The sequence below is a fragment of the Sphaerotilus natans genome (assembly GCF_900156335.1).
Taxonomy (GTDB): domain Bacteria; phylum Pseudomonadota; class Gammaproteobacteria; order Burkholderiales; family Burkholderiaceae_C; genus Sphaerotilus; species Sphaerotilus natans.
The window spans coordinates 119,137-133,853 of record NZ_FTMZ01000012.1 but is presented as its reverse complement, the minus strand read 5'-3'; the positions used below and the strand labels follow the sequence as shown (position 1 = coordinate 133,853).

General features: G+C 63.1%; 9 protein-coding genes. 3 read left to right on the top strand and 6 right to left on the bottom strand.

Annotated features, from left to right (window positions below; all coding sequences use genetic code 11):
* From BW996_RS12270 to aceE, 6 genes are all read right to left on the bottom strand, one after another.
* Positions 1 to 253: transposase family protein (locus tag BW996_RS12270; RefSeq protein ID WP_139330866.1), on the bottom strand; the 253-nt coding region annotated here is incomplete at its 3' end.
* A 35-nt stretch (positions 254 to 288) separates the two neighbouring features.
* Entirely contained in the window at positions 289 to 1,971 is a 1,683-nt protein-coding gene (locus BW996_RS21335) for a hypothetical protein (protein ID WP_139330865.1), read from the bottom strand.
* Positions 1,968 to 4,103: a hypothetical protein gene (locus tag BW996_RS21330; RefSeq protein ID WP_139330864.1), complete on the bottom strand. Its 2,136-nt coding sequence runs from the start codon at positions 4,101 to 4,103 to the stop codon at positions 1,968 to 1,970. The genes BW996_RS21335 and BW996_RS21330 overlap by 4 nt, the downstream gene beginning before the upstream one ends.
* Before the next feature lie 2 nt (positions 4,104 to 4,105).
* Complete coding sequence (lpdA, locus tag BW996_RS12265; protein ID WP_076458927.1) at positions 4,106 to 5,929, bottom strand: dihydrolipoyl dehydrogenase; 1,824 nt, start codon at positions 5,927 to 5,929, stop codon at positions 4,106 to 4,108.
* A 16-nt stretch (positions 5,930 to 5,945) separates the two neighbouring features.
* A complete protein-coding gene (gene aceF / locus BW996_RS12260) occupies positions 5,946 to 7,634 on the bottom strand; it encodes a dihydrolipoyllysine-residue acetyltransferase (RefSeq protein ID WP_037478409.1) in 1,689 nt (562 codons plus the stop codon).
* A gap of 27 nt (positions 7,635 to 7,661) precedes the next feature.
* Complete coding sequence (gene aceE / locus BW996_RS12255) at positions 7,662 to 10,352, bottom strand: pyruvate dehydrogenase (acetyl-transferring), homodimeric type (protein ID WP_037478412.1); 2,691 nt, start codon at positions 10,350 to 10,352, stop codon at positions 7,662 to 7,664.
* A gap of 182 nt (positions 10,353 to 10,534) precedes the next feature.
* Here aceE and BW996_RS12250 point away from each other — a divergent pair, with 182 nt between their 5' ends.
* The 3 genes from BW996_RS12250 (at position 10,535) to folD (ending at position 14,694) form a co-directional block, all read left to right on the top strand.
* Positions 10,535 to 13,096, top strand: coding sequence for a PAS domain-containing sensor histidine kinase (locus BW996_RS12250; RefSeq protein WP_037478419.1), 2,562 nt, complete (start codon positions 10,535 to 10,537; stop codon positions 13,094 to 13,096).
* A 4-nt stretch (positions 13,097 to 13,100) separates the two neighbouring features.
* A complete protein-coding gene (locus tag BW996_RS12245) occupies positions 13,101 to 13,730 on the top strand; it encodes a response regulator transcription factor (protein WP_037478421.1) in 630 nt (209 codons plus the stop codon).
* 100 nt (positions 13,731 to 13,830) lie between these two features.
* A complete protein-coding gene (folD, locus tag BW996_RS12240; protein WP_037478424.1) occupies positions 13,831 to 14,694 on the top strand; it encodes a bifunctional methylenetetrahydrofolate dehydrogenase/methenyltetrahydrofolate cyclohydrolase FolD in 864 nt (287 codons plus the stop codon).
* The last annotated feature ends 23 nt before the right edge of the window (positions 14,695 to 14,717 follow it).

Here is a 14,717-nt window from a genome sequence, read left to right as displayed (position 1 = left end):
CGAGCAGGCTGAAGACGCGCCCGAAGGTGTCGTGCGAGGCGATGCCGTTGGCGTACGGCAGATGCTGGCGCAGCCAGTCGATCTGCAGCTCGGCCCAGTCGGTGACCGAGACCCAGCTGTCGGCGCCACTGCTGACGCCGCACAGCGCCGCGAACATCAGCTCGTCCAGCGGAAACGGACACGACCGCGAGCGCGGATCGTCCAGTTCGGCCAGCGCCTCGATGAAGTGGGGGAGCAGCGGCGCAGTGGTCATCGGGGCGGGCGCCGCTTCGAGCTGCGGCGGTTGGGTCAGCGGGGCGTGTTCATAACACGGAACCGACCAGGTTCTTCATGCAATCGCCCTGCTGGTAACCCAACTTTGCCACCCATGGTATTTAAGCATTCTTTACCTTGCTTGGACTCCACAATGACTTGCATATGAGCAAGCCACTGCGCCATTTCTTCCGGCAACCGAATCGGTGCTTCCGTTGCACCAGATAAGAAATGGGCGGCATGAAAATACAAGTGCTCGTGAATATCGAGATCGGGATGCCACAACTGTGCACACGTCTCTGAGTAGTCCTGAGCTAACCCTTGCCTGAGTGCGCTATATGCCTCATCTAGTCCCAACACGGCACACCATCCGGCCAGAACAGCCAACATCCAAGAGGTTCGCATCAATTTGTCGGCAGTTTGACCAGAATGCCAGCCACCGATGTCCGCCAAATCGTCTATGGAATCGCTACCAATCGGAACATATCGCCTTGCTTTAAAAGCGTAATCTATATTCCGGATTAGGATTTGAAGCCATTTTTTAGCGTAATCCTTACGCCCCGTCAGAACAAACAACGTCATAGCTAGAACGATATCTTGGCTATGCCTATCAAAACATGGCGAGTTGCAGATCCCGTTATTATCAATCAGTGATGCCAACGCATCAGCCACGGCGACCGCACCATTATAATGCGCTACTCGCTCTTCTTCATCAGCAACAACCAACAGCACATAGGGCAACCCAATAGATGCCAGCATGCCAATTTGCTCAAACGCCACTAGAGAAAGTTCTGCGCTGTCTGATGCATACCCAAGTAATCCATCCTCAGCATAACAGTGTCCTTGGATTTTTTCGAAGTATCGCTTTCCAACACTCAGATATCCTTGCCAAACCGACACAAGTGCTTGAGCTATGTCTTTGTCCGATTCCCATGAGCAAAATACACGCACTCTGTGCCAAGACCACAACAACGCTCGCTCCATAGCACGTAATCCTTGACGACCATCACCGTCCCTGAGCGCCCATGAAGCGAATGCATGCGCTGCAAAGTTGACGACTCGCAGGGCTTTCAGCAAATCCTTCTTTGATTTTATAGAACCTTCAAGCACACCTTCAGGTGTCAACCCAAGGGTTCTTAGCATCAGCCTATGCAGATCTCTTTGGTCGTATTCAACATCTCCAGCCAAAGCCAATGCACGCCTCAAGTCACGTCTTTCATCGTCATGGAAGATGTGCTCATCCAAGAGGTGGTGTTCAATCAGAGTAGCCAGCTTGTCAAGCCCCCAGAACTCGATCAACGCCCGGTTTCTCTGATCATTGACGTACCCACTCCAACTGGCTTGAATTGTTTGCTTCAATTCTCCATTGCTAACCACAGCAATACGAACAGGCTTCCCAACATCTTCAGCTTCAACATGCGATTTTAGATACACATCCAAAATCTCATTCAAGCTAGGCCTAATGGCTTGATCGCTGCCATCCCACTCCGATCGACCGATGTCTTTTTGCTTGATGACTAGTAAAAGCAGCTCAGCTTGTTCCGTATCCGGGTTGATGCCTCGGGCAGCAATATCGACACCGAACTGCCGATTCCCGGTTTGTGGGCGAGCAATGGGCACATAGCCCATTTCCACCAACAAATCCGGCAGGAGTCTGTCCAGTTCATTGCGCTCTTTGAGAGTGCGCAGGTACTCTGCAATGACAAGAACCAGCCTCATTCGTCGTCTCGCTTTGCGATGCGGTAGTGAAGTCCAGCAATGGCGTAACCGACAGGATCTGTAAGTGCGCGTTTTGGCAAGGTAATCGAGTGAGAGATACTCTGCAAATGCTGTGTTGGCCCGACTTGGTTGTCTGAAACAGAAAACCAACCCCTACCCGCTTTCAGGGGAACAGTTGTAACGAGTTTCCGAAAAATGGATTTTTCATTGGCTACATCTTGTGCATGTTCCATTCCCCGAGCCCGACTCTGTGCAATGGCCCGGTGAAGTCGCATAGGCGGGCGAAGTTCCTGCAACCGGTCCAAGTGGTCGTTGGCGGTACTGCGTTGAAGGAGGATGGCATGTACCTGTGCAAGAAGTTCTTTTTCTGGCGAACTGGCCGCTTCTTTCCTCAATTTCAAGGCTTCCATCGTGGCATATGGGTAGTCTCGACCTAATTCCTCTGTCAGCAGCGAGTGCACTAATCCAAAACTCCGTTCGAGAGCATTGGTTGTTTTCAGCAAAGAAAACGTCAAAGACAGCAGAGTCTCTTCATAAATAACATAACCAAGCATCCGACGAGCCAAGAATTTGAAGTCTTGTGGATTAAACGTACTGAGTACGTGAGAGGAGAATTCTGGCGATTTCATGCCATGGACATGTAAGTATCGGATCAGTCCGCCGCAGGCTACGGCCAATTTTCTTTCTGACGCGACCATCCAATTCGTAATGAGTTTTTCAAATTCAGGCTCATCATTGACAATCTGCATGATGGTCTGATCAAACAGCTCAATCATGTTTTCATCTTGCAGACCGGACCCGCCTTGCCGCACAAGCCATCCGCTCAAAAAGTCCAATACCAACTGTCGATTTTCGGGCGTTTTATAAATCCCACTCAAAAACCAGTCAAAATTTTTAATCACATTCTGCTGTGATGGCGAAAGTCTGACAAGAGATTTCAGCAAAGTTTTGAAATGCGGAAATGAAACGGGCAAGTTCTGCTGATTCAAAAACAAGAAATCAGCGATCACTGCAAGTGTGTAATCTCCACCATCCGCTGCAAGCCGAACAAGCTCGGACATCAACCGCTCGTCCTTCAACGCAGCGTGGGCCACTGCACGAATCGCGGCCTGCTGAATATCTGTGCATGCCGCTCTGGTTTTACCAATCAGAACCGCAATGCACTGCTCTAGATCCGTGCTGTTCAGTTCGTGGAATTGTATGGCTCTCGCCAAGGTCCACAATGCAGGCCCTGCGATCAGCTGATCAATGTGATCTGCATCATCCCTGGCATTTTCCAGCGCTAGAGATTTCTGATCTGTGTGCATCAGTGCTTGCAAGGCTGTACTATACAGAGTTTGCGTGGACTCTGTTATGTTGCCTCTGGCGACACGAAATACTTCCCAGGCAATCTGCGACTCTGACCGCAAGCGGTGTTCGATGGCATTGAATATCAAACCCCTGGCCATGTCACGCTTTGTAAATTCATGCTGAGCATCAATGAGCGCCACAATATCATCCGCACTGATGCTCACCAAATGCGGCAGTGCTGCCCCCACAAGTTGCAACACGTTGAAAACATCTGAAGCGTGACCCTGTTTGTTTTTTATGGCCTGAGCTGCTTCACCAAGCACATTGATGTGCTGGCTGGCAAAACCCAATAGACGACCAGATGCAAAATCAGAGTGACCAATTTCTTTTCGCCATAGCTCTTCCGCCGCTTCAAACAACGCATCGGCACTGCTCAGAGGTATAATTTTCCGGAAAATCCCCAGTGCCGTGCAGTGGTTTCTAGCCTCCAGATTCTTAAATTCTATTTGACCATCCGCATACCGCCACAGCGAATTACATTCAGCCACAGTTTCTTCTATGAAGCCGGATGATATGCAAATAAGGTCTGTATTTTTTTGTTGATGCAGCACCATGGCTGCATCCATAACATATTGCGGAATATCTTGATTTATTTTTGATACAGCCATTGAACACCCCTTGATAACCGACAGCGACTGGAAACCCAAGCGCATGAAACCAAGTATGGCATGAGACCGGTTTGTCAGGATGGCAAAAAACCCGACCGGCTCACACCGATCGGGTTTTTCTTCGCAGGCGTTGCCGCACTGCGTGGGTACCCGCTTTCGCGGGTATGACGGCAAGGTTACTTCTTGCTCGGCGGCAGGTCCGTGCAGGAGCCGTGCGCGACCTCGGCGGCCATGCCGATCGACTCGCCCAGCGTCGGGTGCGGGTGGATCGTCTTGCCGATGTCCACCGCGTCGGCGCCCATCTCGATGGCCAGCGCGATCTCGCCGATCATGTCGCCGGCGTGCGTGCCGACGATGCCGCCGCCGAGGATCTTGCCGTGGCCGTGGGCCTCGGGGGAGTCATCGAACAGCAGCTTGGTGAAGCCCTCGTCGCGGCCGTTGGCGATGGCGCGGCCCGAGGCCGTCCACGGGAACAGGCCCTTCTTGACCTTGATGCCCTGCGCCTTCGCCTGGTCCTCGGTCAGCCCGACCCACGCCACTTCCGGATCGGTGTAGGCCACCGACGGGATGACGCGGGCGTTGAAGGCCGACTTCGCCAGCTTGTCGTCGCCCAGGAGCGTGCCGGCGATGACTTCCGCCGCGACGTGCGCCTCATGCACCGCCTTGTGCGCCAGCATCGGCTGGCCGACGATGTCGCCGATGGCGAAGATGTGCGGCACGTTGGTGCGCATCTGGATGTCGACGTTGATGAAGCCGCGATCGGTCACCGCCACGCCGGCCTTGTCGGCGGCGATCTTCTTGCCGTTGGGCGTGCGGCCCACCGCCTGCAGCACCAGGTCGTAGACGCCTTCCGACTTCGTGCCGTCCAGGCCCTCGAACTGCACCTTGATGCCTTCCGGGGTGGCCTCGGCGCCGACCGTCTTCGTCTTCAACATGATGTTGTCGAAGCGCTTGGCGTTCATCTTCTGCCAGACCTTGACGAGGTCACGGTCAGCGCCCTGCATCAGGCCGTCCATCATCTCCACCACGTCCAGGCGGGCGCCCAGCGTGCTGTAGACGGTGCCCATTTCCAGGCCAATGATGCCGCCGCCGACGATGAGCATCTTCTTCGGCACGGCCTTGAGCGCGAGCGCCCCGGTCGAGTCGACGATGCGCTCGTCATTGGGGAAGAACGGCAGGCGCACCGCCTGCGAGCCCGCGGCGATGATGACCGACTTGAACTTCACCACCTTGGTGGTGCCGGTGCGCTCGGTGCCGGTGCCGCCGGTTTCCTCGACCTGCACATGGTACGGGTCCAGGAACTGGCCGACGCCACGCACGGTCGTGACCTTGCGCATCTTGGCCATCGCCGCCAGGCCGCCGGTCAGCTTGCCGATGACCTTTTCCTTGTGGCCGCGCAGCTTGTCGATGTTCAGGCTCGGCGCGCCGAACTCGACGCCCAGGTCGCCCAGGTGCGAGACCTCGTCCATCACGGCCGCGACGTGCAGCAGCGCCTTCGACGGGATGCAGCCCACGTTCAGGCAGACGCCGCCCAGCGTGGCATAGCGCTCGACGATGACCGTCTTCAGGCCGAGATCGGCGGCGCGGAAGGCGGCCGAGTAGCCGCCAGGGCCCGCGCCCAGCACCAGCACGTCGCACTCGACGTCGGCCGGGCCGCTGTAGCTGCCGGCCGGACCGGCCGGTGCCGCCACCGGGGCCGGCGCGGCGACCGGAGCCGCCGCGCCGGGTGCCGGCGCCGGTGCCGGTGCGGCCGCAGCCGCCTCGGCGCTCTCCAGCACCAGGATCACGGTGCCCTGGTTCATCTTGTCGCCCAGCGCGACCTTCAGCTCCTTGACCACGCCGGCGTGGCTCGACGGGATCTCCATCGAGGCCTTGTCGGATTCGACCGTGATCAGGCTCTGTTCCATCTTCACCGTGTCGCCGGCCTTGACCAGCAGCTCGATGATCGCCACGTCCTTGAAGTCGCCGATGTCCGGGACCTTCACTTCGATCAGTGCCATGTCGTGTTCTCCCCGATCACAGCACGATGCGGCGGAAGTCCGCCAGCAGCGATGCGAAGTAGACGTTGAAACGCGCAGCCGCCGCGCCGTCGATGACGCGGTGGTCCCACGACAGCGACAGCGGCAGCATCAGGCGCGGCTGGAACTGCTTGCCGTCCCACTTCGGCTCGATCTGGCTCTTGCACACGCCCATGATCGCGACTTCCGGCGCGTTGATGATCGGCGTGAAATACCGGCCACCGATGCCGCCCAGCGACGAGATCGTGAAGCAGGCGCCGCTCATGTCGGCCGGGCCCAGCTTGCCGTCGCGGGCCTTCTTGGCCAGCTCGCCCATTTCTTGGCTGATCTGGAAGATGCCCTTCTTGTCGCAGTCCTTGATGACCGGGACCACCAGGCCGTTGGGCGTGTCCGCCGCAAAGCCGATGTGGAAGTAGTTCTTCAGCACCAGCTGGTCGCCGTCGAGCGACGAGTTGAACTCGGGGAACTTCTTCAGCGCGGCCACGGCCGCCTTGATCATGAAGGCCAGCATCGTGACCTTGACGCCGGACTTCTCGTTTTCCTTGTTCGTCTGAACGCGGAAGGCTTCCAGCTCGGTGATGTCCGCGTCGTCATGGTTGGTGACATGCGGGATGACCACCCAGTTGCGGTGCAGGTTCGCGCCCGAGATCTTCTTGATGCGCGAGAGGTCCTTGCGCTCGATGGGACCGAACTTGGCGAAGTCGACCTTCGGCCACGGCAGCAGGCCGGGGAAGGCGCCGCCGGCGGCAGCCGCCGCGGCCGGAGCCGGAGCGGCGGCCTTCTGCGCCGCGGTCTGCACCGCGCCGGCCATCACGCCCTTGACGAAGCCCTGGATGTCGGCCTCGGTGATGCGGCCCTTCGGACCGCTGCCCTTGACCTCGGCCAGCGGCACGCCCAGCTCGCGGGCGAACTTGCGCATCGACGGCGAGGCGTGCGGCAGGTTCAGCGCCGGCGCGGTCGGGTCATGCGCCGGCACGGCCGCCACCGGGGCGGCAGCCGCCGGAGCCGCAGCGGCCGGAGCCGGAGCAGCGGCAGGCGCCGCCACCGGAGCGGCCGCCGGAGCCACCGCGGCAGGCGCCGGAGCGGCCACGGCACCGGCCGCGCCTTCCAGGATCGCCACCAGCGAGCCCTTGCTCACCTTGTCGCCCAGCTTGACCTTGAGTTCCTTGATCACGCCGGCGTGGCTCGACGGGATCTCCATCGAGGCCTTGTCGGATTCGACCGTGATCAGGCTCTGCTCGGCCTTGACCGTGTCGCCGACCTTGACCAGCAGCTCGATGACCGCGACCGCGTCGAAGTCGCCGATGTCGGGCACGACCACCTCGATCGGGCCAGCGGCAGCCACCGCGGCCGGGGCCGCTGGAGCCGCCGCCACCGGGGCCGGAGCCGGGGCTGCCACGGGTGCGGGAGCCGGCGCGGCAGCGACCGGAGCCGGCGCAGCGGCAGCGCCCGCCACTTCCAGCAGCAGCACCAGCGAGCCCTCGGCCACCTTGTCGCCCAGCGCGACCTTCAGCTCCTTGATCACGCCGGCGTGCGAGCTGGGGATCTCCATCGAGGCCTTGTCGGACTCGACGGTGATCAGGCTCTGCTCGGCCTTGATGGTGTCACCCGCCTTGACGAGGACCTCGATGATCGTCACTTCCTTGAAGTCCCCGATGTCGGGAACCTTCACTTCGATCAGTGCCATGGTGTCTGTCTCCGTGTTGTGTGCCGATCAGGCGTACAGCGGGTTGATCTTGTCGGTCTTGATGCCATAGCGGCTGATCGCCTCGGCGACCTTGGCCAGCGGCAGCGTGCCCTCGTCGGCCAGCGCGCGCAGGGCGGCCACGACGATGTAGTGACGGTTGACCTCGAAGTGCTCGCGCAGCTTGGAGCGGAAGTCCGAGCGGCCGAAACCGTCGGTGCCCAGCACCTTGTAGCTGCGGCCCTTCGGGATGAAGGAGCGGATCTGCTCGGCGTAGCTCTTCATGTAGTCGGTCGAGGCGACCACCGGGCCGGCGTGGCCCTCGAGCTGCTGGGCGACAAACGGCACGCGGGCGGCTTCCAGCGGATGCAGCAGGTTCCAGCGCTCGCAGTCCTGGCCGTCGCGGGCCAGCTCGTTGAAGCTCGGGCAGCTCCAGATGTTGGCCGAGACGCCCCAGTCCTTCTCCAGCAGCTCCTTGGCGGCGATCGACTCGCGCAGGATGGTGCCCGAGCCCAGCAGGTTGACGCGCGGCGCGCCCTCGCCGCCTTCCTGCAGCAGGTACATGCCCTTGAGGATCTGCTCTTCGGTGCCCTGGCTCAGGCCCGGCATCGCGTAGTTCTCGTTGAGCAGCGTCAGGTAGAAGAACACGTTCTCCTGGTTCTCGACCATGCGCTTGAGGCCATGGTGCAGGATCACGCCCACTTCATGCGCGAAGGTCGGGTCGTAGCTGACGCAGTTCGGGATGGTGCCGGCCAGGATGTGGCTGTGGCCATCCTCGTGCTGCAGGCCTTCGCCGTTCAGCGTGGTCCGCCCCGAGGTGCCGCCCAGCAGGAAGCCGCGCGCCTGCATGTCGCCGGCCGCCCAGGCCAGATCGCCGATGCGCTGGAAGCCGAACATCGAGTAGTAGACGTAGAACGGGATCATGATCCGGTTCGACGTGCTGTACGAGGTGGCCGCCGCGATCCAGCTCGACATGCCGCCGGCCTCGTTGATGCCTTCCTGCAGGATCTGGCCGGCCTTGTCCTCGCGGTAGTACATGACCTGGTCCTTGTCGACCGGCGTGTACTGCTGACCCAGCGGGTTGTAGATGCCGACCTGACGGAACAGGCCTTCCATGCCGAAGGTGCGGGCCTCGTCGACCAGAATGGGCACGACACGCGGACCGACGTCCTTGTCGCGCAGCAGCTGCGTCAGGAAACGCACATAGGCCTGGGTGGTCGAGATCTCGCGGCCTTCGGCCGTGGGCTCGAGCACCGCCTTGAAGGTCTCCAGCGGCGGGATGACGAACTGCTCGTCGGCCTTGGTGCGACGGTTCGGCAGGTAGCCGCCCAGCGCCTTGCGGCGCTCGTGCAGGTAGCGCATTTCCGGCGTGTCGTCGGCCGGCTTGTAGAACGGGATCTTCGGCAGCTCGCTGTCGGGCACCGGGATGTTGAAGCGGTCGCGGAAGGCGCGGATGTCGTCGTCCGTCAGCTTCTTGGTCTGGTGGACGGTGTTCTTGCCCTCGCCGACCTTGCCCATGCCGAAGCCCTTGACGGTCTTGATCAGCAGCAGCGTGGGCTGGCCCTTGTGCTTGACCGCGCGGTCATAGGCCGCGTAGACCTTCTGCGGGTCATGGCCGCCACGCTTCAGGGCCCAGATCTCGTCGTCGCTCATGTGGGCGACCATCTCGAGCGTGCGCGGGTCCTTGCCGAAGAAGTGCTTGCGCACATAGGCGCCGTCGTTGGCCTTGAAGGCCTGGTAGTCGCCGTCGACGGTGTCCATCATCAGCTTGCGCAGGGCACCGTCCTTATCCTTGGCCAGCAGCTTGTCCCACTCGCTGCCCCACAGCAGCTTGATGACGTTCCAGCCGGCGCCGCGGAACTCGCCTTCGAGTTCCTGGACGATCTTGCCGTTGCCGCGCACCGGGCCGTCCAGGCGCTGCAGGTTGCAGTTGATGACGAAGATCAGGTTGTCCAGGCCTTCGCGGGCGGCCAGGCCGATCGCGCCCAGCGATTCGGGCTCGTCCATCTCGCCGTCGCCGCAGAACACCCAGACCTTGCGGTTGCTGGTGTCGGCGATGCCGCGGGCGTGCAGGTACTTCAGGAAGCGCGCCTGGTAGATCGCCATCAAGGGGCCCAGGCCCATCGAGACTGTCGGGAACTGCCAGAAGCCGGGCATCAGCTTCGGGTGCGGATAGCTGGAGAGGCCCTTGCCCTCGACTTCCTGGCGGAAGTGCAGCAGCTGCTCCTCGGTCAGGCGGCCTTCCAGGTAGGCGCGCGCGTAGACGCCGGGCGACACATGGCCCTGGAAGTAGATGCAGTCGCCACCGTGGTTCTCGCCCTCGGCATGCCAGAAGTGGTTGAAGCCGGCGCCGAACATGTGGGCCAGCGAGGCGAAGGAGCCGATGTGGCCGCCCAGATCACCGCCGTCCTCGGGGTTGTGGCGGTTGGCCTTGACGACCATCGCCATCGCGTTCCAGCGCATGTAGGCGCGCAGGCGCTCCTCGATCTCGATGTTGCCCGGGCAATGGGCTTCCTGATCGGCCGGAATGGTGTTGACGTAGGCGGTGTTGGCCGAGAACGGCATGTCCAGGCCGCTCTGGCGCGCATGGCCGAGCAGCTCGTCGAGGAGCTGGTGGGCGCGTTCGCCGCCTTCGGCCTGGATGACCGCGCTCAGCGCGTCCAGCCACTCGCGGGTTTCCTGGGTATCCGGATCCTGGGGATTCTGGGGCAGTGCAGACATGGTGTCTCCTCGTGCTGCATCGTCGGAAAAGACCCGTTGCGGCCGCGCTCGCTGGCGTCGGGCTCCGGGCAGGCGCACCCCTCCTCGGGGCATGGGCACGGAGTCTCGCACATCGGGCGCGCAATTTCAAATGGTGCTTTACACATTCACATTGTGAAATTCACTGAAACCATAATGACACCATGAGCTCTCGCCCTCCCGAATCCACCCCGCCCGCGGCCCCGAGCACGCGTCCGGGCCTGCGCCTGCTGCGCCGGCTGGCCGCGCGCTGGCGCCGCCTGTCGCCCTCGCGCCAGGACCGGCTCGCCACGCTGGCGCCGCTGCTGTCGGTGATGCTGTTCCTGGCGGCGATCATCACGGCCTTCTGGTACCTGCGGAACGAGGAGATCGAGCGCGAGCTGGAGTCGGTCAAGCGCGATGCCGAGCTGGTGCAGCAGCAGATCCGCCTGCGCCTGATCGAGAACCAGGAGCAGCTGGTGCGCATGGCCCGCGAGGTGGTGACCCGGGCTGTCGACCGCGACGAGCTGCTGGCCCAGGCCGAGCGCATCGAGCGCGAGCGCCCGGAGATCGTCAGCCTGACCTGGCTGGGCGTGCATCGTCAGGTGATCGCGCGCCATGTCTCGCCGGATCTGGTGGCGGCGATGCCGCGCCTGGGCATGCCCGGCGGCGACCCTGGCGATCCGGTGTCGGCCGAGCTGCGCCAGCGCGTCACCCTGGAGACCTTCCGCGACAGCCGCGAGCTGCGGCTGCCGGTCTACTCGCCGCCGTTCCGCCATGCCAACCGGCTGCTGGTCTTCCAGGTGCAGGTGCCGCTGATCGACCACGGCAACTTCGCCGGCACGCTGGTGGCCGAATACTCGGTCGAGGCGCTGCTGCGCCATTTCGTGCCGCCGGAGGTCTCGCAGCGCCATGTGATCTCGATGCTGGATGGCAACGACGAGGTCATGGCCAGCACCGCCGGCGCCGCCGCGCTCGAACGCGGCCGGCACAAGGACACCCTGCTGACCTGGAGCGTGCCGTTCGCGCCGGTCCACCACGGCGTGACGCTGCGCGGCGAGGGCTTTCGCACCTCGGCCGGCCTGGTCGGCAACACGCTGTTCTGGATGGTGCTGGCGCTGTCGGCGCTGACGCTGTGGATGCTGCTGGGCACCTGGCGCCACATGCGCCGGCGGCTGCAGATCCAGGGCGCGCTGGTGCAGGAGACCAACTTCCGCCGCGCGATGGAGAACTCGATGCTGACCGGCATGCGGGCGATGGATCTCGACGGCCGCATCACCTATGTCAACCCGGCCTTCTGCGCGATGACCGGCTTCTCCGAGGCCGACCTGATCGGCCGCATGCCGCCCTACCCGCACTGGCCGCCCGAGCGCATGGAGGAAAACCACCGCCTGCTGCAGCAGGAGCTGGCCGGCCGCAGCCCGGCCGGCGGCATCGAGGTCAAGGTGCAGCGCCGGGACGGCACCCGCTTCGACGCCCGCATGTATGTCTCGCCGCTGATCGACTCGCGCGGCCAGCAGACCGGCTGGATGACCTCGATGACCAACATCACCGAGGCCAAGCGCATCCGCGACCAGCTCACCGCCTCGCACGAGCGCTTCACCACCGTGCTGGAGGGGCTGGACGCGGCGGTGTCGGTGATGTCGGCGCAGACCGGCGAGCTGCTGTTCGCCAACCGCACCTACCGGCTGTGGTTCGGCGGCGAGGCACGCTGGCATGCGCAGCTGGCCGGACGCCCGGCCAGCGGGGACGACGAGCAGGGCGACGCGGTCGACGCGATGGCCGGCGTGCCCACCGCCGAGCTCGACGAGGCTGGCGCCGACGCGCGCGAGGTCCATGTCGAGGCGATGCAGAAATGGTTCGACGTGCGCGCGCGCTATCTGCAGTGGACCGACGGCCGCCTGGCGCAGATGCTGATCGCCACCGACGTGACCGCACGCCGGCAGATGGAGGAGGAGACCGCCCGCCAGATCGAGCGCGCCCAGGAGACCAGCCGCCTGGTGACGATGGGCGAGATGGCGTCCTCGGTCGCACACGAGCTCAACCAGCCGCTGGCGGCGATCACCAACTACTGCAACGGCATGCTCTCGCGGCTGCGCGCCGGCAACCTGCGCGAGGAGGATCTGGCGATGGCGCTGGAGAAGACCTCGAAGCAGGCGCAGCGCGCCGGCCAGATCATTCACCGCATCCGCCAGTTCGTGAAGCGCAGCGAGCCGCAGCGCCAGCCCGCGCGCGCCGCCGAGATCGTCGAGGACGCGCTGGAGCTGGCCACCATCGAGCTCAAGCGGCGCAATGTCGCGATCCAGAGCTATGTCGCACAGCGCCTGCCGGTGCTGCAGGTCGACCCGATCCTGATCGAGCAGGTGCTGCTGAACCTGCTGAAGAACGCCGCCGAGGCGATCGACAACGCGCAGATGCCGCCGAAGCGGCGCACCATCGAGCTGCGCGTCGTGCCGCGCCACACCGCCGAACTCGGGGGGGTGATCGAGTTCAGCGTCACCGACGCCGGCCCCGGCATCCGCGAGGAAGTCATCGGCCGCCTCTACGAGGCCTTCTTCTCGACCAAGAGCGACGGCATGGGCATCGGGCTGTCGCTGTGCCGCTCGATCATCGAGTCGCACCAGGGCCGGATGAAGGCGGAGAACCTCTACAATGGGGACAGCATCTGCGGATGCCGTTTCTCCTTCATGCTGCCCGTTGCCACCACGGGAGACAACAGCACGGCAAAGACACCTGAGGTCCACTGAAGACATGAGCCTGATCCCCAAGAAAGGTACGGTGTACGTCGTCGACGACGACGAGGCGGTTCGCGATTCGCTGCAGTGGCTGCTCGAAGGCAAGGATTACCGGGTCAAGTGCTTCGACTCGGCCGAGGCTTTCCTGTCGCGCTTCGATCCCCGCGAGGTCGCCTGCCTGGTCGCCGACATCCGCATGGATGGCATGAGCGGCCTGGAGCTGCAGGACCGCCTGCTCGAGCGCAAGAGCCCGCTGCCGATCGTCTTCATCACCGGCCACGGCGACGTGCCGATGGCGGTCACCACGATGAAGAAGGGCGCCGAGGACTTCATCGAGAAGCCCTTCAAGGAAGACGAGCTGGTCGCGCTGGTCGAGCGCATGCTCGAGCGCGCCCGCGCCGCCTTCTCGACGCACCAGGAACAGGCCAGCCGCGAGGCGCTGCTGTCGCGCCTGACCACCCGCGAGGCCCAGGTGCTCGAGCGCATCGTCGCCGGCCGCCTGAACAAGCAGATCGCCGACGATCTGGGCATCAGCATCAAGACGGTGGAGGCGCACCGCGCCAACATCATGGAGAAGCTCAACGCCAACACCGTCGCCGACCTGCTGAAGATCGCGCTGGGCGCCGGTCAAGCCGCCAAGGCCTGAGCCCGCCCTCCCCGCCTGCGAGGCCGCTGAAGCGTCAGCGGCCTTTTTCATTGTCCCCGCTCCCCAGCTCCCTCAGCTCTTTTCCCTCCAGGAGAACACCGTGTCCGCCCAGCTCATCGACGGCAACGCCCTGTCCAAGCAACTCCGCGCCGAGGTGGCGCAACGCGCCGCAGCCCTGACCGCACGCGGCCTCAAGCCCGGCCTGGCCGTGATCCTGGTCGGCGACAACCCGGCCAGCGCGGTCTATGTGCGCAACAAGGTCAAGGCCTGCGAGGACGTCGGCTTCCACTCGGTGCTGGAGAAGTACGAGGCCACGCTGTCGGAGGCCGATCTGCTGGCACGCATCGACGCGCTGAACAACGACCCCGCCATCCACGGCATCCTGGTGCAGCTGCCGCTGCCCAAGCACATCGACGACCACAAGGTCATCGAGGCGATCTCGCCGCTGAAGGACGTCGACGGCTTCCACGTCGCCTCGGCCGGCGCGCTGATGGTCGGCGAGGTCGGCTTCAAGGCCTGCACGCCCTACGGCTGCATGAAGATGCTCGAATCCATCGGCCTGAAGGACCTGCGCGGCAAGCACGCGGTGGTGATCGGCCGCTCCAACATCGTCGGCAAGCCGATGGCGATGATGCTGCTGGCGGCCAATGCCACCGTCACCATCACCCACAGCGGCACCGCCGACCTGGCCGCGATGACGCGCCAGGCCGACATCGTCGTCGCCGCGGTGGGCAAGCGCAACGTGCTGACCGCCGACATGATCAAGCCCGGCGCCGTCGTCATCGACGTCGGCATGAACCGCAACGACGAGGGCAAGCTCTGCGGCGACGTCGACTTCGACGGCTGCCGCGAGGTCGCCAGCCACATCACGCCGGTGCCAGGCGGCGTCGGCCCGATGACGATCACGATGCTGCTGGTCAACACGATGGAGGCGGCCGAGCGGGTCGCGGCCGCGGCGGTCTGAGGCCGGTCTTGCGCCTCGGCGCG

What these genes read in the sequence shown, in the direction of transcription:
- BW996_RS12250 (WP_037478419.1), top strand. Translation starts at nt 10,535, where the DNA reads ATGAGCTCTCGCCCTCCCGAATCCACCCCGCCCGCGGCCCCGAGCACG.
- lpdA (WP_076458927.1), bottom strand. Translation starts at nt 5,929, where the DNA reads ATGGCACTGATCGAAGTGAAGGTCCCGGACATCGGCGACTTCAAGGAC.
- aceE (WP_037478412.1), bottom strand. Translation starts at nt 10,352, where the DNA reads ATGTCTGCACTGCCCCAGAATCCCCAGGATCCGGATACCCAGGAAACC.
- BW996_RS21335 (WP_139330865.1), bottom strand. Translation starts at nt 1,971, where the DNA reads ATGAGGCTGGTTCTTGTCATTGCAGAGTACCTGCGCACTCTCAAAGAG.
- aceF (WP_037478409.1), bottom strand. Translation starts at nt 7,634, where the DNA reads ATGGCACTGATCGAAGTGAAGGTTCCCGACATCGGGGACTTCAAGGAA.
- BW996_RS12245 (WP_037478421.1), top strand. Translation starts at nt 13,101, where the DNA reads ATGAGCCTGATCCCCAAGAAAGGTACGGTGTACGTCGTCGACGACGAC.